Annotated in this window: 29 protein-coding genes and 3 tRNA genes; 3 read left to right on the top strand and 29 right to left on the bottom strand. The window is 50.9% G+C overall.

Annotated features, from left to right (window positions below; all coding sequences use genetic code 11):
- From ATB02_RS23900 to ATB02_RS23990, 19 genes are all read right to left on the bottom strand, one after another.
- Positions 1-659: phage minor tail protein L (locus ATB02_RS23900; RefSeq protein WP_105272331.1), on the bottom strand; the 659-nt coding region annotated here is incomplete at its 3' end.
- Entirely contained in the window at positions 659-1,000 is a 342-nt protein-coding gene (locus ATB02_RS23905) for a phage tail protein (RefSeq protein WP_001115183.1), read from the bottom strand. The genes ATB02_RS23905 and ATB02_RS23900, both read right to left, overlap by 1 nt.
- Positions 993-4,232, bottom strand: a complete 3,240-nt coding sequence (locus ATB02_RS23910; protein WP_097414131.1) for a phage tail tape measure protein — start codon at positions 4,230-4,232, stop codon at positions 993-995. The genes ATB02_RS23905 and ATB02_RS23910 overlap by 8 nt, the downstream gene beginning before the upstream one ends.
- Before the next feature lie 46 nt (positions 4,233-4,278).
- Positions 4,279-4,557 (bottom strand): phage tail assembly protein T, encoded by a 279-nt coding sequence (locus ATB02_RS23915; protein WP_000978930.1) that lies wholly within the window; start codon positions 4,555-4,557, stop codon positions 4,279-4,281.
- Between the two features lie 23 nt (positions 4,558-4,580).
- A complete protein-coding gene (locus tag ATB02_RS23920) occupies positions 4,581-4,952 on the bottom strand; it encodes a phage tail assembly chaperone (protein ID WP_000164661.1) in 372 nt (123 codons plus the stop codon).
- A 14-nt stretch (positions 4,953-4,966) separates the two neighbouring features.
- Entirely contained in the window at positions 4,967-5,671 is a 705-nt protein-coding gene (locus ATB02_RS23925; protein WP_001441850.1) for an immunoglobulin domain-containing protein, read from the bottom strand.
- A 60-nt stretch (positions 5,672-5,731) separates the two neighbouring features.
- Positions 5,732-6,076, bottom strand: coding sequence for a tail completion protein gp17 (gene gp17, locus ATB02_RS23930; protein ID WP_001206699.1), 345 nt, complete (start codon positions 6,074-6,076; stop codon positions 5,732-5,734).
- A complete protein-coding gene (locus ATB02_RS23935) occupies positions 6,073-6,519 on the bottom strand; it encodes an HK97-gp10 family putative phage morphogenesis protein (RefSeq protein ID WP_000347791.1) in 447 nt (148 codons plus the stop codon). Before ATB02_RS23935 ends, gp17 begins: the two co-directional genes overlap by 4 nt.
- A complete protein-coding gene (locus ATB02_RS23940) occupies positions 6,519-6,857 on the bottom strand; it encodes a phage head closure protein (RefSeq protein WP_097754220.1) in 339 nt (112 codons plus the stop codon). Before ATB02_RS23940 ends, ATB02_RS23935 begins: the two co-directional genes overlap by 1 nt.
- 8 nt (positions 6,858-6,865) lie before the next feature.
- Positions 6,866-7,171: a head-tail connector protein gene (locus tag ATB02_RS23945; protein WP_000983037.1), complete on the bottom strand. Its 306-nt coding sequence runs from the start codon at positions 7,169-7,171 to the stop codon at positions 6,866-6,868.
- A gap of 11 nt (positions 7,172-7,182) precedes the next feature.
- Positions 7,183-7,371 carry a hypothetical protein gene (locus tag ATB02_RS23950; RefSeq protein WP_000601355.1) on the bottom strand — a complete coding sequence of 63 codons (189 nt, stop codon included), beginning with the start codon at positions 7,369-7,371 and terminating at the stop codon, positions 7,183-7,185.
- A gap of 50 nt (positions 7,372-7,421) precedes the next feature.
- Positions 7,422-8,627: a phage major capsid protein gene (locus ATB02_RS23955; RefSeq protein ID WP_073533769.1), complete on the bottom strand. Its 1,206-nt coding sequence runs from the start codon at positions 8,625-8,627 to the stop codon at positions 7,422-7,424.
- A gap of 14 nt (positions 8,628-8,641) precedes the next feature.
- Entirely contained in the window at positions 8,642-9,292 is a 651-nt protein-coding gene (locus ATB02_RS23960; protein WP_001193631.1) for an HK97 family phage prohead protease, read from the bottom strand.
- On the bottom strand, positions 9,270-10,511 hold the full coding sequence (locus ATB02_RS23965; protein ID WP_000466255.1) for a phage portal protein: 1,242 nt from the start codon (positions 10,509-10,511) through the stop codon (positions 9,270-9,272). Before ATB02_RS23965 ends, ATB02_RS23960 begins: the two co-directional genes overlap by 23 nt.
- Entirely contained in the window at positions 10,511-10,693 is a 183-nt protein-coding gene (locus ATB02_RS23970) for a hypothetical protein (RefSeq protein ID WP_000478564.1), read from the bottom strand. The genes ATB02_RS23965 and ATB02_RS23970 overlap by 1 nt, the downstream gene beginning before the upstream one ends.
- Positions 10,694-10,704: 11 nt before the next feature.
- Positions 10,705-12,462, bottom strand: a complete 1,758-nt coding sequence (locus tag ATB02_RS23975) for a terminase large subunit (protein WP_001140903.1) — start codon at positions 12,460-12,462, stop codon at positions 10,705-10,707.
- Positions 12,462-12,944: a phage terminase small subunit P27 family gene (locus ATB02_RS23980; RefSeq protein ID WP_001333563.1), complete on the bottom strand. Its 483-nt coding sequence runs from the start codon at positions 12,942-12,944 to the stop codon at positions 12,462-12,464. Before ATB02_RS23980 ends, ATB02_RS23975 begins: the two co-directional genes overlap by 1 nt.
- A gap of 147 nt (positions 12,945-13,091) precedes the next feature.
- Positions 13,092-13,442, bottom strand: coding sequence for an HNH endonuclease (locus tag ATB02_RS23985; RefSeq protein WP_001140101.1), 351 nt, complete (start codon positions 13,440-13,442; stop codon positions 13,092-13,094).
- A gap of 7 nt (positions 13,443-13,449) precedes the next feature.
- Positions 13,450-13,650 carry a hypothetical protein gene (locus ATB02_RS23990; RefSeq protein WP_000671995.1) on the bottom strand — a complete coding sequence of 67 codons (201 nt, stop codon included), beginning with the start codon at positions 13,648-13,650 and terminating at the stop codon, positions 13,450-13,452.
- A gap of 244 nt (positions 13,651-13,894) precedes the next feature.
- Here ATB02_RS23990 and ATB02_RS23995 point away from each other — a divergent pair, with 244 nt between their 5' ends.
- A complete protein-coding gene (locus ATB02_RS23995) occupies positions 13,895-14,380 on the top strand; it encodes a GNAT family N-acetyltransferase (RefSeq protein ID WP_001114684.1) in 486 nt (161 codons plus the stop codon).
- 178 nt (positions 14,381-14,558) lie between these two features.
- On the opposite strand, the gene ATB02_RS27135 is transcribed toward ATB02_RS23995, so the two are convergent.
- The 7 genes from ATB02_RS27135 to ATB02_RS24030 all read right to left on the bottom strand — a co-directional run bounded on the left by ATB02_RS27135 (position 14,559) and on the right by ATB02_RS24030 (position 16,792).
- On the bottom strand, positions 14,559-15,026 hold the full coding sequence (locus tag ATB02_RS27135; protein ID WP_105272332.1) for a lysis protein: 468 nt from the start codon (positions 15,024-15,026) through the stop codon (positions 14,559-14,561).
- Positions 15,023-15,556: a lysozyme gene (locus tag ATB02_RS24005; RefSeq protein ID WP_000992101.1), complete on the bottom strand. Its 534-nt coding sequence runs from the start codon at positions 15,554-15,556 to the stop codon at positions 15,023-15,025. The genes ATB02_RS27135 and ATB02_RS24005 overlap by 4 nt, the downstream gene beginning before the upstream one ends.
- Before the next feature lie 63 nt (positions 15,557-15,619).
- A complete protein-coding gene (locus ATB02_RS24010) occupies positions 15,620-15,970 on the bottom strand; it encodes a YdfR family protein (RefSeq protein WP_000193264.1) in 351 nt (116 codons plus the stop codon).
- A 4-nt stretch (positions 15,971-15,974) separates the two neighbouring features.
- Positions 15,975-16,190, bottom strand: a complete 216-nt coding sequence (locus ATB02_RS24015; RefSeq protein WP_000839572.1) for a class II holin family protein — start codon at positions 16,188-16,190, stop codon at positions 15,975-15,977.
- Positions 16,191-16,482: 292 nt separating this feature from the next.
- Positions 16,483-16,557 (bottom strand) — tRNA-Gly (locus ATB02_RS24020).
- Between the two features lie 3 nt (positions 16,558-16,560).
- Positions 16,561-16,636, bottom strand: a tRNA-Thr gene (locus tag ATB02_RS24025).
- A gap of 80 nt (positions 16,637-16,716) precedes the next feature.
- Positions 16,717-16,792, bottom strand: a tRNA-Ile gene (locus tag ATB02_RS24030).
- 264 nt (positions 16,793-17,056) lie between these two features.
- On the opposite strand from ATB02_RS24030, the gene ATB02_RS24035 reads away from it, so the two are divergent.
- Positions 17,057-17,935 (top strand): hypothetical protein, encoded by an 879-nt coding sequence (locus ATB02_RS24035; RefSeq protein WP_000193722.1) that lies wholly within the window; start codon positions 17,057-17,059, stop codon positions 17,933-17,935.
- A gap of 249 nt (positions 17,936-18,184) precedes the next feature.
- On the top strand, positions 18,185-18,571 hold the full coding sequence (locus ATB02_RS24045) for a hypothetical protein (RefSeq protein ID WP_000024152.1): 387 nt from the start codon (positions 18,185-18,187) through the stop codon (positions 18,569-18,571).
- A 13-nt stretch (positions 18,572-18,584) separates the two neighbouring features.
- Here the strand turns inward: ATB02_RS24045 and ATB02_RS24050 are convergent, their stop codons facing one another.
- From ATB02_RS24050 to ATB02_RS24060, 3 genes are all read right to left on the bottom strand, one after another.
- Entirely contained in the window at positions 18,585-18,935 is a 351-nt protein-coding gene (locus ATB02_RS24050) for an antiterminator Q family protein (RefSeq protein WP_000532208.1), read from the bottom strand.
- Positions 18,925-19,302, bottom strand: a complete 378-nt coding sequence (locus ATB02_RS24055; RefSeq protein WP_029397194.1) for a RusA family crossover junction endodeoxyribonuclease — start codon at positions 19,300-19,302, stop codon at positions 18,925-18,927. Before ATB02_RS24055 ends, ATB02_RS24050 begins: the two co-directional genes overlap by 11 nt.
- The coding region (locus tag ATB02_RS24060) for a DUF968 domain-containing protein (protein ID WP_198600594.1) at positions 19,303-20,263 on the bottom strand (961 nt) is incomplete at its 5' end.

Below are 20,263 nucleotides of genomic sequence, written 5' to 3' on the forward strand. Positions count from 1 at the left end.
TTGCCGACGTTATTGCGAAACTTACAGCCGCTCAGGCATTTGCTGCATTTATCCTTCGTGATATCGGACGTCGGCTGGTCATATTCATCCGCAACCGCCGGACCGTGATAACCGCACTCATCACCGCGATAGGTCCAGGTGCAGGTGTTGGCCAGCATGGTACGTTCCGGAAAAACAGCACCATCCGTTTCCGTCGGCGTGGACAGTACAAAAGAGGCACTCACCGCGCTCAGTTCGCTGCACTGCTCGATGCGCCAGCGGCTGATCACCTCCTGCTCTGGATCGGCTTCGCTGTTTCCGTTGACGAAGTTCACCACATCCAGAAAACGGGCGTAAACCTTACGCCTGACCACCGTTCCGCCGACCAGACTCTGCAGGTCTTCCGCCATCCCGGTGACCATGCCGTGCAGATTAGAGACTTTCAGCGTTGGCCTTGCACTGGCTCCTTTGCCGTTCATCTCAAATCCACTTCCCTGAATGGGATAGGCCTGATACTGCCGCCCCTGCCAGGTGACTGGTTCACCTTTTTCGTTCTGCTCATTACAGAAGAAATAACGATCTCCGCCGACCTCTGTCAGATCAATTTCCCAGAGCACGACCAGCGCGGATTGCTCCGTTTTAGTGCACTCATTGAGTGTTTCCTGCTGTATATCCTGCATCAGTGAGTGACCTCTTCAAAGGTACAGTTAAAATCGGTATACATGGCATTATCCGAAATGCTCCACTCCCTGCAGACAACCCGGACAGTCCTGTTGTGTTTTGGCGGACGCCACAAAAAAGCACGAACCCCGGCATGACGGGATAAAAAACTGTCCAGCGCGGCACGGGAATATTCATCCGTGACACGAAATACCGGTTTAAACGTTTTCAGATCTGCATTCAGACCACCAGCCCGTCGCTGTTCATATCCGTCACCGAACTTTACCGTAATAACAGATGGCTTTCGTGTCGTCTCCATCCCCTCGCGGGGGATCCAGTTAAAAACTTCAGATTCAGGCACTGCATAATCCTCCGTCCCGACGTGATGACTGCATAATTGACACAACCCTGCTGTCGATCAGATCCACCAGTCCCCTGGCTGACTGCGTATCTATCTCGCCATTGCTCCCTTTATTCTGAATACTGATGTGATATACGGGAGAATAAACAAATCCACCGCCACCATTCACATTGCCAATGGCTCTGACTCCAAGAGAGCCGTCCGCTGCCCGAGTCAGTGGCATGATAGCTTCAGGCCCGGCCTCGCCCATCAGCCCGGCACCTTTCGCAAAAGCAAAATACGTCGGGGTATCCACAATGGTGTTACTGTAAGCACTCAGATTTGCCGATGTATAAACACCACCTTTTGCGTTTGCCACTGCACCGGAAAGCCAGTCGCCGACTGTACCAAGCCATCCTCCGGCACCGGACATGCTTTTGGAAAGTGACTTCAGCCCGTTAACGATGGCAGCGTTCATCAGAATTTTTGAAACTTCCTGGAGAATTGAACTCCCCCAGTTTCTCCAGTCCACAACATTTCCGGCCAGTGCATCGGAAATATTTGATACCAGCCCGTCCATAGTGGAAACGACAGCATCTGCCGCCTGCGAAGCATAATCGGTGGCACTGTCTGCCCAGTTCGTCAGTCCCTCCTGGAGTCCGGCATTCCAGTTACTGCGTAAAGCATCAGCCTTTGCATAATAATCCTGCTGATCGCTGAGACGCTCTTCCAGATATTTTTCATTCAGAGATTTTTCCTGTTTCCACAGGGCTTCTTCAATTTCTCCGGCCTGATACTGTCTCAGTAGCTCGTTATTTTTCTGCTCAAACTCCTGCCGGATGCTCCACATTTCCTGAAGTCGTTCACGCATCCGTGAGCCTTCACCATATCCCAGTAACTGAGCCTCATTTGATGCTCTGACACTGGCATTACTGGCCGCCAGACTGCTCTCATACGCAGCAAGCTGCTCACGAATCTTTTTCTGGTCGATGAGTGCTGCATTCTGCAAAAGCGTTTTTTTCTGCGCTTCTGACAGGGTTGATAATTCGCCCTGGCTGACCTGATATTTCATCTTAGCCAGTTCAGTATTCTGCCCTGCCAGTGCTATTTGCTCTTTTTGCTGTTTAATCAGTCGCTTATAAGTATCTTCTATTTTTTCCGCTTCGGTCTTTTTATGCGCTTTGGGTTTATTTGCCTGGTTATTTCGCCATGCATCCAGTGAGTTATTTATATAATTCAGTCTTGCTGTCTGATACGCCTCTCCCACAAAGCCGAGATCATCCGCAGCATAACCCAGGCGGGCACGCTCACGGGCTTCCCCCTTCAGGCGGGACAGAGCCAGTTCGCGCTCGCTGTTATTCAGTGCGGTCTGCTGTTTATCATCCAGGGTTGCCTGTGGTAGCCGTAACGGTACATTCACCAGCCCCTGTCGCTGCTGAAGTAATTCATTACCGAGCCCGAGAAGGCGATTAAACTCGGTATGCTGCCCATTCATGATCAACAGGGACTGATACGCTTTGTTTTGTTCCGCTGCCTGTTGACGGATCAACGCCACCCGTCGCTCCTCCAGCCCGGCAAGCACATCCTGAATGGATTGCGCTTTGCCCTGCATTTGAGTGAGGCGAGACTGTTCAACTGCCAGTTGATTTGTTGCTTCTGCAAGCCCTTCTGTGACAGTTTTTACCGACGTCATGTGGTTAATCATAAAACCGTTATCGGTTGTCCAACCCGGATTTGCCAGCACATACTGATAGCCAGCAATTTTTTCCTGTAAGGATTTAATCTTACTTTTCTGCTCGTCAATTAACCTGTTTTGCTCCTTCAGTGCCTGTCGCGTCTTTTCCTCATTATCTGACGCTTCAGGAAGCGACATTGCCGACGTTTTCTGGCGAATTTCGTCGATTGTTGCGGCATACTGGCGTGCAGATTCTCTGGCCTGCTCCTGATTCTGATACATCGTGTACCAGGCCGCAGCCCCCAGCATGACGAGTCCCGGCACACCACCAACCAGCCCCAGCGCGCCACTTAATAAACGACTCCCCACTGACGTAACATTATTCAGCGTTGTCTGTGCCGCTGTTCTGGCCGCAATATTACGGGTAAGTGACGCCTGGGCAGCTGTCAGCTTCGCTTCTGCTGCGGCCTGCCTTTCGGTACCGCGAGCAGCAACAACCGCCTGTTGCGCACGATAAACCGCCGCACGCGCCCTGGCGGTTGCTATCTGTGTCCCCCGAAGTTGCACTTCAGCAAGAGCCACTTCGTTTCTGGCTGCAGTAATTAATCCGGCAGTTGCAGATCCAGCAGACGACGCCATATTGCCAAAATATCGGGCTACCCCGACGGCAACCAGAGCACCGGCAGCGGTTGCCACGGTGTCAATATTGCCTGCAATACCATTCAGCACACCGGAGAGCGTCTTCGTCACTCCGCTTGCCTCGTTCGCACCACCAACCCAGGCCATAAAGGCGTTTTCAACTTTGGTTGCAGAGGATGAAACCGTATCAGGCATTGCCGCATATTCATCACGTAATGCCCCAAGCTGACTAATCAGTGCAGGAACAACCTTATCGGCGGTCAACTTTCCGTTATCCGCCATGGCCTTCAGATCCTTACGGGCAACTCCCATTCCCGCAGCCAGAGCACGAATAACACGATCGCCGTTCTCATTCACCGAGTTAAACTCTTCACCGCGCAGCACTCCCTGCGCCAGAGCCTGACTGAACTGCGTGATCACCGAACTGGCTTCTGCTGTACTGGCACCGGATAATTTCAGGCCCGTGGAGATCGCCTCGGTGACTTTCAATACCTCCTCAGAACTGTAACCATACTCCCGCATGGAAGCTGCAGAGCGGGCAAAAAGGCTGGCGTTATCAGAAAAAGCCGTCCCCGTTCTCTGGCTGATCGCCATTAATTCACGCTGTGATGACTGAAAATCATCACTGGACTGTGAGGCCTGCTTCAGACGGGCATTTACTGAATTCCACTCATCGGCGAGAGAAATAAGATGACCGGTAGCAAAAGCCCCGGCAAATGCCCCCGCCATGTTCAGTGCCGAAGATTTAGCTGTATTTATCTGATCCGTCACTTCTGCCAGTGCACGCCGCATTTCACGGGATGCAGCAGCGGACTGTCGGCCTCCGTTCTGCATGGTACGGTAGTAATCCTGCCCCATACGCGAAGCCCGGGAGATCTCTGACTGGAATGACCGGGAATTTGCCGAGATTTTAATAATCAGTTCACGTAATGTCGCCACACTCATTCTCCGGACGAAAAAAAACCGCCGAAGCGGTTATGTTGACTCACTGAGACACTATTAAAAGCGCGTTTTCCAGTCCAGCAAATGGATCTGATACGCCTTCTGTCTGCTCCTTCTCCCACTGAAGAAGCGCATCATTCAGTGGCACTTTGACCCCCTGCGCACCGTAAACAGCTGAAACAATCTGGGCAGCCCGGATATCAGCCCGTTCGTCCCCCAGCGGGCTGAACCTGTCAAATTCTGCCCACATCATGATTTCTGATGCGGACATTTCCCGGCGTAACTCTGACAATGTGCGCCCCATCCTGAGCGCCAGCATCATCAGAAAACGCATCCCCGGAAGCGCTACTTTTTTTTAACCTCGCCGGCATCACTGATCAGTTCCAGAGACTGCCGAAGAAGCCGCGCATGCACCGGGCCATACACGGCAATCACCTGTTCACGATCATCCTCTGAAAATACAGGTTGCAGTCCGGTATCACACAGAACATCGATGAACAGTTCAACATCCGCTTCCAGATTTCGGCGGGCGCGCTCCGCAACGGATAACGGTGTCTCATCATCTTTTGCTTTAACGATCTCCTGCCAGCGCAACCAGGCTTCTGCAGAAGGTTCCCGTAATACAACCGTTGCCCCTTCCCATTCAGGCACATCAACAGTTTTATGGCGAAACCCCGACATCGTTGCCAGTGCCAGATTACGGATATTTTTAGTCATCACATCTATCCTCATTAACTGACGGTAACAGTGCAGGAAGTAGAGGTCACCTTGTTAACAGGGCTTGCTGAATCAGAAATCTCGCAGGTATACGCACCGGCATCACCGGATGCTGCTGATGCCTTACTGAACGTTGCCGCCGTCTGTCCGGAAACAGGAGAACCACCTTTTTTCCAGGCATAAGAATAAGGCGGCACACCACCCGCAGCCTCAACCGCCATTTCAAGTTTCGCTCCAGAAGAAACCCGCAGCGTGCTTTTTAAATCGACCTTCACTTTCAGCGGCTCTGTCGTCAGCACAGGTTTACCTTTCAGGCGCAGAGAAAACGTTGCAGCCACAACACCATTGGTTCCTGCAGACCAGGTATGCTGACGCACCTCTGCCATAAAGGTAAATCCGTTGCCTGACGGAAAAATAACTTTAAAGCCATACGTGGTGTCATTGTCATAGGCACTGCGCAACGCGTTCTGGGCAGCATTCAGATAAAAGTTGCCTGACATGGAAATCTCTGAAGCAGCCCCAAGGCCGTTAATATTTTCCTGCTCAACAGAACACAGCGTGGTGACATCAATATCCTGCTTTTGTCCTGCGGTAAACTGCACCTCTTTGATTGTACAGCTCAGGCCAAGATAGCTGGCAGAATCCAGGGTTTCTGCTGTTACCGGTGCAGACGAAATCATAATTTTCGTCAGTTGCGAACGCTCAAAATTAGAGGACATACTCGTCTCCTGAAAATAATAAAACCCGCCAGCGGCGGGTGGGTAAAATCATTAATGACCTCAGGCTATTACCTGGAATTCAAGCGTGGCTCTGCTCAGACGGGAGTCAGGATCATAACCCTGCGTTTTAGAAATAACGGAGGGTGCCAGTTTTCTTACCGCATCAAGCGCCTGCTCACGAATATTATCTGCGTCATCAGGTACTGTCGCCCAGACATCGATCTGCACGGTAATTCTGGATTCAGCCTGCCCATCAAGCACATCAGATGCCGTGTCAGACACCACAGAAAACACCAGCCACGGCGGAGATACCGCAGGCTTTCCCTCCGTCAGCGGGACCACATAAGGATAAACCTGTCCTCCGGCCAGCTGAGACAACAGGGAATACAGTGTGCCCTCCCTCATTTACTTAAGACCTCATCAATAGCCTGATTCATTCGCTGTATGGCAACCTGCGCCGCCAGCTCCTCTGTCGTATCGAAAGCCGGGCGAATGAATGGATGCGCGGGCATGTTTATCGTTCCCAGCTCCACAAAGCGCCAGTAAAATGCATTTCGGGGATCGCTGGCTTTCATGCTGTTATCACTGTTTCCGGTTCGCAGGTTCCGTCCGCGAATGTGGACACCCGAGATAATTTCCCCCCGACGCTTTGAACGCTGAGTGAGAACAACCACATTTTTCTTCAGTTTCCCGGTTCGCTCCGGCGCACGTTCAACAACTGCATCCCGCATAACTTCAGCACCGGCACGGGTGGCATCGCGCAGAACCTTATTGTTTTCTGCCCTGCTGAGCGTCTCCAAATCCCGTGCAATATCCGCCAGGCCGGAAAAATCAAGACTGAAATCCATCACACATTCCCCTTCAGGCTGCAGAGTATTTCAAGCCGGGTAGCGCGTGCATCCGGTATTGGTGGACCTTCTATACCCAGAATGGCCCCTTTAAATGCACCGGTCAGCACTTTCAGACGTGAAGTCGCTGTCACATCGCGCCGGAATCTCATCCAGACTCTGACCGTAGCCTGAGCGGTTTCTGCTCCGCCTGAGATTATCTCCCTCCCGCTGATACCCTTAACTTCTGCCCATACGGTAGCTCCCTCCGTCACCGTCTCCACCGGATGCCCTGACGGAGACCGAACGGTGGTGGCATTCAGAATAACCACACGATCACGTAATCTTCCTGCCTGCATGAATCCTCCTATGTTCCGGGATGAAATCGATACATCCGCAGTCCGGTATAGAAAAAATCAGGCACTGCATCCTGCATTTCCCTGTTCTCGTACCAGTAGCCAACCAGTTGCATAAGACGCAGTTTTATCAGAGGTGTTATTACAAGCCCGGTCGTATCCTGCTCAGAAACAGTTTCATCGTAAAGCGTCCGGTTTAAAAACTTTTCAGCCTCTTCCCTGGCAGCAGCCAGATACATCATAAGAAGAGAATTCTCCTGTTCATTGTCATCATCAATCCGGCACTGAACACGAAGCTCTTCCAGAGTGGGCATCATTTGGGCAACCTCTATGAATGCTGTTTTTTAGACTTATCAGCCCCCCGCGCAACAGGTGTTCTCTTATCAGAGACAATCCCAGCTGCAGTGGCAATTTCGCGTACCCGTTCGGGTAATTCTTTATCTTCATACTCACCGGCCCGAATAATCTCAACACGCATACCGTCCGGTGACCATTTCAGATCTTGTTTCAGGATCATGATTCTTTCACCTGTCAGAACAGGGGCGCACTTCTGCGCCCCCTGAATGATTACGCTGCTGCAATCTTCAGCAGTTTGATGGCCTGCGAATCGACCAGCATCCCGCCGGTGCGCTTGGTGGTATAAAAACCGACAAACGGTTTATTGGTGTACGGGTCACGCAGAATGCGGGTGCCGATACGGTCAACGATGGTGTAACCCCGTTTGAAGTTACCAAATGCAATGGCTTTCGCATCAGCGGCGATATCCGGCATCTGTTCGTTTTCAGCGATACCGTAACCCGCCAGAGAGGACGGCTGCCCCAGTTCCAGCCCTGGACGCCACAGATAGTTACCCTCGCTGTCTTTAAGCAGACGGATGGCAAACAGGCTGTTGTTGTTCATCATGAACTTCGCGCCAGTGCGGTGTGCCTTACGCAGCGTGTAAATCAGTTTGATAATGGCATCTGCGGTCACTGCCGTCGCTTCGCCGGATACAATATGCTGAAGTTTGCCGAACGCCCGGACCTTGTCGGTTTCATCAGTGGACTCATACGCCAGGAACCCTTTCGGCTTCTTGGTACCATCGCCGGTGGTAAAGGCAATTTCTTCCTGTTCGGCAAATTCGGTTGCCAGCTCGCTGTTGATCCAGGCCTCCACGTTGAAGAAAGCATCATCCAGCATTTTCTGGGTGGCCTGCGGGTTACCGTAGATTTCCCCCATGAAAGGTTCAATCAGTCCCAGTTTTGAGGTGGCAGTCTGGGAGCGCGCGTCAGTCTCGCCAACCCATCCGGAAGCCGTGCCGCCCAGATTCACCAGTTTTTTGTAGTCGGAACCGCCAACGGTGATCACCGTGGCTTCCTGGCGCATCACCACTTCATCTTTCAGCAGATTGAGAATGTTGCGATCCAGTTCTTCCGGCACGGCATAGCCGCCGTCTTCATCGGTGCCCACCTGTAATGCCTTACGCTCCAGATCGCGCAGACCATCTTCACGGCCTTTACGCAGGAAGCCCACAAACGCTTCTTTATGCTCGGTGGCCAGTTTATTTTGCGCACCACCTGCCGGACGTTTCAGCTCAAGCAGCTCTTTTTCAAGATCGCTTTTGAGATTTTCCAGCTCGCTGAGTTTTCCGTTCAGGGTTTCCACCTGCCCGGCAAGTTTGCCTTTTTCCTGCTCAATCGCATCCACGCGCCTGTCGTTCTTTGCTTTGAAGTCGTCAAACTTCTGCTGCAGCTCCTGCGCGACCTGTTCGACATCTTTAATATCAACCGCCATCGTATTTCTCCTGATTAGAAGTTCAGATTTTTCAGTGCATTCAGTGCAGAGCCCACATCCTCAGCGTCGCGCAGGGACAGTGCGCCATAGCCCCCGGCCATGAATGCTTTGGCCTGGGTACGGGAGAGTCCGACATCACGCAGGACTCTTTCGATTTTTTTCTGTTCGGGGATTTCCCCGCGGGCCAGCGCGTTCTTGACGTCGCTGATCCGCGCCTCGTCGTTAGATGGGAACGTCACCAGGCTGACTTCCCAGAGGTCGATTTCTTTCAGCAGAAAGGCTTCTTTGCTCCGGTCGTATTCCCAGTCTTTCAGGACGTACCCAATAGAAAGGCCGGTTAACGAACCGGCCTTCATGTGTGCATGTGCGCGTTTTGCGAGGGGATCATCATCAATAAGCAACCGTCCCCTGACGTAAAGCCCGACATCGTCTTCCTTCATTTCGGTGTAAACACCGATGGGTTCATCCATGCGGTGCTGCCAGAGCAGCGCAGGTAACGCTTTTCTGTCACTCCACGCCCGCAGGGAAGCAGCAAATGCCCCGGACATCACCACATCATCGTGGCTGTCCTTTACACCAAAGACGGAGCCATACCCTTCAAACTCACCGGAGTCACTGACAGATTTCAGACTCAGCGGTACATCAAGACGTTGTTTCGTCTGCATTGGCGTTATCCTTCTGCTTACCGGCTTTACTGCCATCGGAGGGTTTCGTGGTCATGTTCATCGGGGTGAGATAGACATCACCACCGGGACGCGGATTCATATCTTCCAGGTCGCGGCAGTCATTAGGAGAGTAAATTCCCCAGTTGATCCCGGTGGCGTAGGCTTCAAAACGGGACTTCATATCCCCGCGCAGTAACGCCCCGGCGTTAAATTTGGCGTAATAAACGCCCTGCTTACTTTTTCGTACCAGTCCGGTGTTGATCCGCTGCTCAATGCGGGTCAGATACGGCACCAGTGAATAGTTGATAAATCCCAGCCCCAGCTCTTCGATATTGTTGAAGGTGGCGCGATCGGTGTTCTGCACCATGTGCAACGGCACCCGAAACAGACGACAGATTTCTTCAAGCTGAAACTTGCGGGTTTCCAGGAACTGGCTGTCCTCGGCGTTCAGCGCCATCGACTTCCAGTCCAGCCCCATCTCAAGGATCATCGGGCGGTGAGCATTGCCAAGCCCGGTGTGACGCTCCTCAAAATCTTTCTTCAGGCGCTCGTAAGCCTGATCTGACAGCGTCTGCTCTGTACGCAACACACCGGACGTCACCGCACCATTGCTGAACAGTCTGGCCCCGTGCTCTTCGGTCGCTGCCGCCAGCGATATTGCCTCGCGGGCATAGGCGATGGGATTCAGCCCCACCAGTCCGTCCAGCGTCAGCGTGCGCACATGCCAGATATCCTCCTGGCTCAGTACATCCGTGGAGCCGTCCGGGAATGTGACCTGATAGACCGGCTCCCAGCTACTGTTAAGCTTCGGTACCACACAGCCAGGATCGACGGGCAGCAGTTCAGCCACTTCGCCAAATGCTTTCACTTTGTAGGCGTAAAAGTTTCCCCTCAGGCACAGACAGGTGACCACCAGCTCCCAGAACTCCTGCGGCGTCATATATCCATTGGGATGCGTGGAGATCAGCTTATGCAGACGTTCGCCGGTGGCTCTCTGTTTCAGGCTGCCGTTCAGGTGATACAGATTGCAGGGCAACATCCCGACCGACTCTGCCAGCACCCTGACGCAGGAAAAAACCGCCGTCAGTCGCATGGCCCGCTGGCTGCTGATCTGCTTTCCGGTATAGGTGTCGTATGACAGCCCGATAGCATCCGCCAGCTCTGCTGGCGTGGTCACCGGCGCGTCACTTTTTCGTTGAAATAATCCCGAAAAGAACACTATTTACCTCCGCCGACAGACGGCTGTGTACGGTCGAGATATCGCGCCACCAGCCACGACCAGAACAGGCACAGCGCCCCGGCAACAACAAAACCCGCCGGGGGATAAATCAGCCAGGCACCATACGCCAGCAAAAGCGCACCCAGCACGCCCACCAGTGGCGCGAGAATTATCAGAAACATAATGACCTCGGTTAAAGCGAGCGGATGCCCACGCTGACCAGATGTTCAGACAGATCCGGCTCCGGTTCACCACCATTGACCAGCATCCGGCTCATCGCTGTAAACATCGCAACAGGGCCGTCGATTTTGGCTTCCAGCGTGGATTTATTCGGGAAGATATTGTCGTTTTTGTCCGGTTTTACCGTAACGTTAGACATCATCCAGTTCATGACCGGATGATTGCTGTGATGGAAACGCCCGGCATAGACCAGTGATTCCGTTTCCTTCATGGCCTCTGACAGATTGCGAACCGTCTGCGGAACCTCCACCAGCGGTATCCCTTCTTCAGCCAGTGCCAGGCTGAACTGCATCGCGCTCCACGGGTCAAATCCCAGTTCCCTGAGGTTTTCACCACCAATCCATTCCAGTAAGTCACTTTTTATCTGAGCATGATCGATAACATCACCATCCGTCAGAATCAGCTTATCCATCTCCGCCCACTTCCGGTAAAGTTCTGCCTGCTGCCGCGAGCATCGTTCCAGCCGTCCTTCCGGAAGCCAGAATTTAAAATCGGCATGAACATGCCCGTTATCCGTTCGCCAGAGTTTTGCCGCCGCACAGATATCAATCTTATGAGCAAGGTCAACGCCGACCCACATGGGATACGTTTTCAGCTCATGTCGTGGGGCAATGTATTCGCACTTCTCCCACTTAATCATATCCATCCAGGCAGATTCGGCAGTGACCCACACATTCATGTGTTTGGTAAAAAAATTCACCCGCGCAGAGACCTGCTCCTTCGCTTTTTTCGCCAGACGACGCAGATCATCCCAGCGTTTACAGATGCCCAGGCCAGGATTCGCTTTCTGCCAGACCGTTTCATCAAACGGATCATCTCCCTCATCGAGCGTGTAAATGATCGCAAAGTAGGAGTCGTCTTTTACCGCGCCCTCCACGTCGCTGTTATAGCCTCGCAATACCTTAATGGCGTAATCGCGCTGCTCGTAGCAAATCCCTTCCTTGTTAAAGCCAGCCGTGGTGATGCCAAATAACAGAGACTGCAGACGGGCACCGGTTGCCGTTTCCAGAACGTCCCACACGTCACGGGTTTTATGAGCATGCAGCTCATCAATAATGGCGCAGTGGATGTTCAGACCGTCCAGGTTGTTTGCATCCGAGGAAAGCGGTTCAAATTTTGATGCGCTCTGCTCCTGGTAAATCGCCAGCTTGTTGAAATCAAACAACCGCCCGAGTGTCGACCGGGCTTTTCTGACCATATTTTTGGCGTCTTCAAACACAATTCTGGCCTGGTCACGCGTGGTTGCGGCTGAATACACCTCAGCACCGCCTTCACCATCTGCCCCCGTCATATACAGACCGATACCCGATGACAGGGTTGATTTTGCGTTTTTACGGGCAACTTCGTTGTATGCTGTCCGGAACCGGCGCACCATCACCGGGCGTCCACTGCCATCGCTGCGCATGACAACTTCCCCGGTTTCTTCATTCACCAGCGGAATGACAAAACCAAAAATATTAATGAGGATAAACACATGCCAGTCCATCAACTCAATGGGCTGACCTGCCAGCGCCCCTTTCACATGGGGTACAAATTTGTAGAAATTAAGGATGTGCTGTGCACGAGGTTCACTGAAATAAATCCCCCGCTCTTCGCCGTACTTCAGATCATCAAGAAAACGCTGGCAGGCCAGACGGACAAATTCGCCAGCAACAATTTCTCCTGCAACAACACGTTCGGCGTAGCGGATCCCGTCAGCCACTTTTGCCATCAGTCTCTCGCTTTTAAAAGCTCTGCCAGCGGATCAACATCATCCGGTCCGGCGGTATTTACTTTCGCCCGGCTTGCCGGTGACATACCAAACTCTGCAAGCATCGCCCGAATCCGCTTCCAGGCATCAGCCTTCATCGCAGCAGCCGGGTGTGCCTTGATCAGCACATCGCCATTCTGCGTTTCCGTGCGGTAGGTATAACCCTCAACATCGAGTATTTCGCAGTGATGCCGGTATTCGGTGTAGGCTTCCACCAGTAACTCGAGCGCACGTGCATCGAGCTGAGAAATGATCCCTTCCGCATTCAGCTCTTCCGCCATTCGCCTGAACCAGTACTTCCCCTGCGCCCCTAAATGTTGCGGAATTTTAGGGAGACCTTTTTCATCCTTTTTAGCGGTTTTTTTGGAGTCTTTAACTGGCCGCTTAGAGGGGTTACCTCGTATCAAATGCAGGCGTGGCGGGGTTTTCGGGGGTCCAGACATAATCGGTTTTACCTATCAATCATTTAATCACATTCCAAAAAAAAGTTTTCGAACCTGCGGCGATGCGAGGAAAGGTCAGGCGGCGGTACTGAGCAGCCAGGGTTGCAGAGATTTGACCCGCCCCTCCCCTACAGATGGGAAATGTTATCAATTGATGCGTTCGCACGCTGTTTTTGCTTTATGACAGGGCCAGCACAGACTCTGCAGGTTACTGTCTGCATCCGTGCCACCATGAGCTTTCGGAATGATGTGGTCCACAGTTCTGGCTTCAACGGCTCTCCCATTGCGCAGGCAGTTCTGACACAGATGATTATCACGCTTCATTATGCGCGCACGTATGGCATCCCATTTCGAGCCATAGCCACGCTGGTGGCGACTCAGTCCGCGCTGATGCTGTACCCATCCTTCGCCACGATGTTTATCGCAGTAACCAGAACTGTCTGTGGTTGTACCTGCGCATCCACGCTTACGGCAGGCTCGTGGGATTCGTGATGGCATAAATACCTCATACCCTGTTCGGTTTAATGACAGGCTGATTCTCGATATGTTCTGCTGTCAGTCTGAAAGTCACAGTGACTGTTGGTGGCTCGCCTCCGCGTGTCTCTGTCCTGGCGGAAAGCTGCCCTTCCAGTAACTCACCATTAACTGCAATCCCATACCCTGCGAAATGTTTACCACGATACAGTTTAGCGACCTGAAACTTCATAACTCTTCCTTTTAGACATGTTAGACGTGAACCTGTCGCACGGCAGAGTCGCCGAAAGTTTACGGTTTACCCAGGCTCACAGCTGAAAGCCTTTCTTAGATGTGCACATGCGATATGCTTTGAATGAATTATTAAAAACTTTGCTCTTTTTCAAAATTTCGTATCCTGGCTCGTTAATGTTAAAGAATTAAACGTAAGAAAGTAGTATGTTGAATCGCTTATATCAAAATACATAGGACTCAAAATGCCAGAACTCGTTGATCCAACAGACTCATTAATTAGTTTTCAATACGCCTTTTCTAATGGTCTGATTAAGCCTTCACCATGCATAGTTCACCCAAATATGAAGGTGCTTTTGGATGATGCAGAGGGTACACCACGGTTTACTTATGCATTCTTTGAAGGAGAAAATGTTAAAGGTGTTGCTATATATGTCCCTGCAGAGTTTGTTGAAGGTAAACCATGCTTTGGCGTTGGCTATGCAGTAGCTGATGAATATAAAGCGCAAGGCATCGGTACTCAACTTCTCATCGCCAGCATTGAAGAAATGCAATACGGATTTAGAAATTCCTTCAATGAATTCTATGTAGAGGCTATTGTCGGGGTTGGTAATCAAGCCTCCAACAAATTAGCTGCAAAAGTTTTATCTGATACTCCTGAGCCAGGGACAGATTCTTACTCAGGAAAACCTATCAATCAGTACATGAAACTTTTCAAAACCACAAAATAACTACCATTCTGGCGCAGATTTTTGCGCCTTTTCAGGTTTGCAGTTCACCTGCCACGCTTTGTTATGCGCCTGAATGTCCCGCTTCGTCTGTTGCATTATCATAAGTAATAGCGTAGGTTGACACCCTGGCTCTCTTTCGCCACCGGCGAATCTTTAGCGGATTATCCTTGGCCGGTTTTTATCTGAGACATTGCTCACGAATGTATAGCTGTGCCCCTTCCAGTTGCTTCTGCATCGTCATCAACCGTTCTCTGAGGGTGAAATAATCCCGTTCAGCGGTGTCTGCCAGTCGGGGGCTGGTTGCATTATCCACGCTGGTGGGTCCGGTGGCTTCACGCACGGCTGCGGAGCAACTGGCATTGACCCGCAGGCGCTTACGACCAGCGGCAACATCAGCGCGCAGGGTTTCATTTTCAGCTTTCGCATTGGCTAATTCTCTCGAGTACTTTGCATCGAGCGCAGCAACATCACGCTGACGCTGCTGCATGTCAGCGATGGTGGCGGTCGCCTGCTTCAGCTCACTGACTTTTTTATCACGCTGTTCTTTGTAGGCGATGGCGTTATCACGGTAATGATTGACCGCCCACGACAGGCAGACGATGATGCAGATAACCAAAGCATAAATAATCGCGGCGACTCTGCTCACTGCTCTATCCCCCAACAGGCTAATGCGCTTTCCTGGTCACGACGAATAACCTGTCCATAGCAGTTATTTGAACGTATGCGGCAATCGCGCCCACCATCTTTTATCCACCAGCGAATCGCCTCGCATGCGCCCTTACGATCACCGGCATTCAGCCGCTTATAAAACGTCGACGGGAAACACTTACCGGGGCCAATGTTATAGGGACAGAATGACGCTATACCCGCTTTTTGTGGTTCGGTCAGTGGTACTTTAATATTGCGCTCCACCCATGCCAGCGCCTTATCACGCTCAATGGCGTTGACCTGGTCGCATTTTTCCTTCGACAGTTTCATACCGGGAAAAACGGGTTTTCCATCCACCATCGTGGCACCCCGACAGATGGTCCAGATGCCGGACCCATCGCGGTATGCCGTTGTGTGGTTACCTTCTTTTTCATCCAGAAACTGGTCGAGAATATCAGGCGCGGGCGCACCGACGGCAATCAGTGCCAGAACGGCAGCCGACAGGCCGTATCTGATTTTTGCGTTCATGGATATTTATCAGGATTTATCGGTTTCTGCCCACGGACAGGTTTATCTGTTCCGGTCAGTGACTTAAGGTTGTGATTCCGGAGGAGTCTTCAGAGAACCAGTAATTCTTCCCGGTAGCTTTCCTTTGTAGGTTATCCATACATTCTGCGCCTCTAAAATTACGGGGCGCTTTTCCGGCGACTGCTCATCCCCTTCACATAACCCGGCAGCAACATCCAGGAAGACCTGTCTGATGCTCATTCTGGCTGCTGCCTCATAAAACTCCAGCGCGGCACCTTCAACACGGTCCAGCGAGATGTCCAGGTCAAAAATTTCACCGTCAAAGCGTTTTTTGTCCCGTAACGCTAAAGTTACCGTAACTTTATTCTCAAAATTGCGGATCCCTTTCACAATCAGTTCATAGTTTTGAGTCATTGAATTACTCTCCCCGTGCAGCCTTACGCTTGTCTTCTCTGATTTTGAAGTACAGATTTGTCAGATAAGTCAGGAAGCCCAGAACCAGACTCCCCAGTACACCAATCGCAGCCCACTGTGACGGACTGACCTGATCAAGCCACTGTAAAAACCAGTAGCCAGCACTGCCTGCGGAGGTGCCATAGGCAATGCCCGTTGAAATTTTGTCCATGGATTTCATAGCCTCACCTCCGCAAATAACGGATGGCGTAGTTTTACACTGAGAAATGAAAGGGATTTGAAAAGAAAAGCCCGCAAAAGCGGGCGAAACAATATATACAGTAAGGAAAGCACTCTATCCAACAAACCACCCACAGTTAATCGGAATAAAAGCAGAGTGCTTATGAATGATCGCCTGCCCGAAGGTTAGTATTTCTGCACAGCAATTTTGCAAAAAAAAGCGATCATTCATAACTTAAACGTCTTTCAGTCACTCCGGGATTTCCCATCATCGCAGACTGAAAGACTCTAACTGGAGCGGGCAGCGGGAATCGAACCCGCATCATCAGCTTGGAAGGCTGAGGTAATAGCCATTATGCGATGCCCGCATATGGTGCCGACTACCGGAATCGAACTGGTGACCTACTGATTACAAGTCAGTTGCTCTACCTACTGAGCTAAGTCGGCACTGGACCGCCACCGGGGACTCGAACCTCGCACACTCAACTTAAAGGGTTGACGCTCTTTCCTGATGAACTGGTGACGGTTGGTGGCCCTTGCTGGATTTGAACCAGCGACCTGGCGATTATGAGTCGCTCGCTCTCACCACTGAGCTAAAGGGCCGGGCGCAGGATAATAACGTTACGAAATCAATGTTGCAAGCATTCAAAAATCACCTGGTTAAAAATCACCCTTATCTCCTCCACCAGCGCATTCACCATGTCTATCCGAGATAAGTGACACAAAAAAACCGCTTGATGCGGGTTTAAGTTGTGTGGCGAAGCGACCACTCTTAACAGATTAAGATAGTTTTTGCGTACGCGTTAGTGATTTTTTCATAATTATCTGTATCCTGTGGCTATTTCTCTTGCGCAAAGGATGCTTTTGATGACGCAGCAACTCGAAAACATGCCAATAACAGAAATCGAAATTGCCTACGGTGGAGAGGCATACGCAGATAATCAGATCGACGCGAAAACATTAGGCGAAGCCTTAACCTCTCTTAGTGCCCTGATTGAACACGCCGAAAAAATAATTAATGGCGAAACAGCAGAGCCGAAAGTCAACATCAAGGCAACAAAAGAAGGTTCATTTACTTTGCTTGTTGCTGTGATGGGGAGCATAAAAACTATTAACGCCCTTGGCCTCGTTGCAGGTGGTGGAGTTGCCGCAGGTGGCGTACTCGGGATAATCGAATGGCTCAAAGGGCGTAAAATCAGCTCCATTGTCGTCGATGAACAAAAAGATACAGCAGAAATCGAAGTGGATGGTGAGAAGGTTAAATGCAGTAACGACATTCAAAAATTAATAACCAGTCCAATCATCCGAAAAGAACTGGATAAATTAATCTATAAACCCCTGCAGACTGAAAAACCATCCACGTTCTCAGTTTCACAGCAGAAGCATAAGGTAGTCAGGGTGACGCAAGCTGAAGCAGTAAGTTTTAAAACTGCAAAATCCACCTTTGTCGAGAAAACGCACGTAACGACACGCCAAGCTAATGTACATTTTGCTAATGTTCGATTCAAGCAAGGCAAAAGCTGGGATATCATCCTGCCAAATGGCGAAGAAGTTAGCGCATCTATGAAAGATGAGGCTTTTCTTGAACGGGTTGAACACAACCAAGCAGCATTCTGTAAGGGTGATCTTTTTGTTGTAGAACTGACAGAAACAACAAAAGAAACAAATGGCGCGCTGTCTAAACCACGCTATAGTATTACTAAGGTTATACGCCACAGAGCGGCGGCAGATAGGAAACTACTTTAAATCATGTCAATCCTAAGCATTATGCTTTACATCACTGTATTCATGGCTGTCGCAGCGACGGTCAGATATGCTGTGCTTAGGTTCTTGGTTTGGGTAAAGCCGAATGCGTATATTGAACTAACCTACACCGATCCTGAAGGCAGAACCGCTAAAAGGAAAGTCAGCGTTAGAAACGAAAATGACGCAGAAGAGTTGGCGCTACTGCTACGCGAACTCAAAACTCGCAACGAAGCAAGTGCAGGAAGGTGAATGGCGAACACTAAATCCTACCTGGCAATGCAGGCATGGTTTACCACCCTTATCACTGCGGGATTGAATTTCCTTTTTGACTGGCTTCCTCAATTAGCCTTCTTCAAATCATTGGCGCCTGGAGCTGCTGTCGGCTTATCTCATGTGGTAATTCTTCTTATCGCTTACATAGGTTTGCCTACGCTTAATGATGTAAGAATGAAAAGGGAAATAAAAACGGCCAGAAAATTCATCACGAACTGCCTGGCCAACCCTAACCTAACACCAGACCAAATTGCGCACTACAACCAATGTCTTATCGATCTAGACAATAAGCTATTAAAAAACATAAATATTCGTATTGATGCTTTATCTGACGCCGAATCGAAAGCTCAAGCAAACGAGTAGTAACAGTCATAACTTATGATAGAATCAAGCATATACATCCATCAATAAAGCCTAATGCAGTTTGCAGCTCCTTTCTTATAGTTCCATCTGAGCACCTGCGTTTCTTCGCGATTGAGCGTAGAGAAACACCAATAACAAAGTGAGCTATGAGCAGCTCATATTCCTCTGGTTTATACTTTCGCAACCGAGCCACACAACCGTCTATCATGATGCCTTCATCATCATCACACTGGAGACGTGACTTTTTGCCATGTGGCAAAAGCCCCTTGAAGCCCGCTGCTATCGGTTGCCAATCGACACCGCTATTTTCTGCTGCAGCCCATGCCCCCCAGCGATCTAAAACCTCATACATATCACGCCCCATTACCATCACCTCTGATTTCGCAAATCTTCACGCCCAGTCGCCCACCAGGAACGAGCTGACCGCGCACAATATTGATTTCATCAAACTGCTCGTCGTCTATGAGAAGCCCCGCATGCGTCAGTGCATCCAGCGGTGCTTTCAGGATATTGTCCAGGTCCCGACGGCGCTTATCCGGCGGCTCTGCAGTAATTTTTATTGCCAGTCTTCCGGACAGGTTTAATTTCAGCCGCTGCTGGCGAACAATTAGCGCCACATCACGGCGATAACGCTTTCCGGCCTCCGAGATGAAATACGTATTGCCATGACGTCGCCAGTAGGTATTCACCGTCGGCGGGTAAGGCAAAACAAATTCTATGCGTTCAGTCATTCATGCTTTCCACTTCAGGACACCCGAATTTCTCGCGTGCATTAAAAAACGAATCAGCAACAACAGCTGGCTGCCGTGTTTTTCTTCAAAATCTTTTACCCCGGCGTGCAGTTCGTTATGACATTTACGGCACAGCGGAATAACAAACAAATCATCAGCCTTTGTTCCCATCCCTCCCAGTCCATGACCAATGATGTGATGCGGATCATCTGCCTGATTACCGCACGTCATGCATTTCTGCGTTTTTACCCAGCGCGTGTATACAGGCATCTCTTCCCGTTGTGGTTTCTGGCGCTGGAGATACTGAGCCGGTGACTCCGGATCAACAGCAATGCTGACCACCGTCTTTTCCTGTGGCGGTTTTTGCTGGTGGGCGTGAGGCAGCGGCGCAAGATTTTTTGTGCGCTGCTTCAGTATGCTGGTGGCGGTCTGCTCTCCCGGTACGATGTCGCTTTCACGGTACATTGAACGGATTTTTTCCGCACGCAACCCCAGCGAACGACGTAATACCGCCTCCGGTAGCGCGTCCGCCACCTGATTGCGGACCGCCCACCAGGATAATTCAGCCAGCGATAATTCCCGCTCCTGTGTGCCATTCATTGCGTGACGAATGACGTCAATCATCCATGCTGACAAGTTTTGGTGAGCAAGTTGCTCAAGTGATTCGGAGGTCTGGTCACGCAACTGGTTGTCGCAGTGCCAGCACAACACCATTGCGCCGGTACCATAACGGTGAATGACGGTTTCACTATGGTGATAATCGCCGTGTGGCCACTGGCAGGATTTAACATGGCGCAGTAACCAGTCAGACAATGCGCCAGCGCCACCAGCAGCACGAATCACTCGTTCGTCGCTGAAAAATGGCAGTAATGATTTATCCTCCGCCAGCGGCTGGCGAACGGCAGGAACGACCCCGGACGGCAGATTACGCATGCTTTTCGGTTCCGGCTCCACCAGTACC

The organism is Escherichia sp. MOD1-EC5189, assembly GCF_002966045.1.
In the GTDB taxonomy this organism is placed as follows: Bacteria; Pseudomonadota; Gammaproteobacteria; order Enterobacterales; family Enterobacteriaceae; genus Escherichia; species Escherichia coli_F.

What these genes read in the sequence shown, in the direction of transcription:
- ATB02_RS23975 (WP_001140903.1), bottom strand. Translation starts at nt 12,462, where the DNA reads ATGGCAAAAGTGGCTGACGGGATCCGCTACGCCGAACGTGTTGTTGCA.
- ATB02_RS24050 (WP_000532208.1), bottom strand. Translation starts at nt 18,935, where the DNA reads ATGGGGCGTGATATGTATGAGGTTTTAGATCGCTGGGGGGCATGGGCT.
- ATB02_RS23970 (WP_000478564.1), bottom strand. Translation starts at nt 10,693, where the DNA reads ATGTTTCTGATAATTCTCGCGCCACTGGTGGGCGTGCTGGGTGCGCTT.
- gp17 (WP_001206699.1), bottom strand. Translation starts at nt 6,076, where the DNA reads ATGAGGGAGGGCACACTGTATTCCCTGTTGTCTCAGCTGGCCGGAGGA.
- ATB02_RS23995 (WP_001114684.1), top strand. Translation starts at nt 13,895, where the DNA reads ATGCCAGAACTCGTTGATCCAACAGACTCATTAATTAGTTTTCAATAC.
- ATB02_RS23915 (WP_000978930.1), bottom strand. Translation starts at nt 4,557, where the DNA reads ATGATGCTGGCGCTCAGGATGGGGCGCACATTGTCAGAGTTACGCCGG.
- ATB02_RS24010 (WP_000193264.1), bottom strand. Translation starts at nt 15,970, where the DNA reads ATGACTCAAAACTATGAACTGATTGTGAAAGGGATCCGCAATTTTGAG.
- ATB02_RS23955 (WP_073533769.1), bottom strand. Translation starts at nt 8,627, where the DNA reads ATGGCGGTTGATATTAAAGATGTCGAACAGGTCGCGCAGGAGCTGCAG.
- ATB02_RS23980 (WP_001333563.1), bottom strand. Translation starts at nt 12,944, where the DNA reads ATGTCTGGACCCCCGAAAACCCCGCCACGCCTGCATTTGATACGAGGT.
- ATB02_RS24005 (WP_000992101.1), bottom strand. Translation starts at nt 15,556, where the DNA reads ATGAACGCAAAAATCAGATACGGCCTGTCGGCTGCCGTTCTGGCACTG.
- ATB02_RS23945 (WP_000983037.1), bottom strand. Translation starts at nt 7,171, where the DNA reads ATGATGCCCACTCTGGAAGAGCTTCGTGTTCAGTGCCGGATTGATGAT.
- ATB02_RS24045 (WP_000024152.1), top strand. Translation starts at nt 18,185, where the DNA reads ATGGCGAACACTAAATCCTACCTGGCAATGCAGGCATGGTTTACCACC.
- ATB02_RS23940 (WP_097754220.1), bottom strand. Translation starts at nt 6,857, where the DNA reads ATGCAGGCAGGAAGATTACGTGATCGTGTGGTTATTCTGAATGCCACC.
- ATB02_RS23935 (WP_000347791.1), bottom strand. Translation starts at nt 6,519, where the DNA reads ATGGATTTCAGTCTTGATTTTTCCGGCCTGGCGGATATTGCACGGGAT.
- ATB02_RS23925 (WP_001441850.1), bottom strand. Translation starts at nt 5,671, where the DNA reads ATGTCCTCTAATTTTGAGCGTTCGCAACTGACGAAAATTATGATTTCG.
- ATB02_RS24015 (WP_000839572.1), bottom strand. Translation starts at nt 16,190, where the DNA reads ATGAAATCCATGGACAAAATTTCAACGGGCATTGCCTATGGCACCTCC.
- ATB02_RS23920 (WP_000164661.1), bottom strand. Translation starts at nt 4,952, where the DNA reads ATGACTAAAAATATCCGTAATCTGGCACTGGCAACGATGTCGGGGTTT.
- ATB02_RS23950 (WP_000601355.1), bottom strand. Translation starts at nt 7,371, where the DNA reads ATGATCCTGAAACAAGATCTGAAATGGTCACCGGACGGTATGCGTGTT.
- ATB02_RS23990 (WP_000671995.1), bottom strand. Translation starts at nt 13,650, where the DNA reads ATGAAGTTTCAGGTCGCTAAACTGTATCGTGGTAAACATTTCGCAGGG.
- ATB02_RS23985 (WP_001140101.1), bottom strand. Translation starts at nt 13,442, where the DNA reads ATGCCATCACGAATCCCACGAGCCTGCCGTAAGCGTGGATGCGCAGGT.
- ATB02_RS24035 (WP_000193722.1), top strand. Translation starts at nt 17,057, where the DNA reads ATGACGCAGCAACTCGAAAACATGCCAATAACAGAAATCGAAATTGCC.
- ATB02_RS23960 (WP_001193631.1), bottom strand. Translation starts at nt 9,292, where the DNA reads ATGCAGACGAAACAACGTCTTGATGTACCGCTGAGTCTGAAATCTGTC.
- ATB02_RS24055 (WP_029397194.1), bottom strand. Translation starts at nt 19,302, where the DNA reads ATGACTGAACGCATAGAATTTGTTTTGCCTTACCCGCCGACGGTGAAT.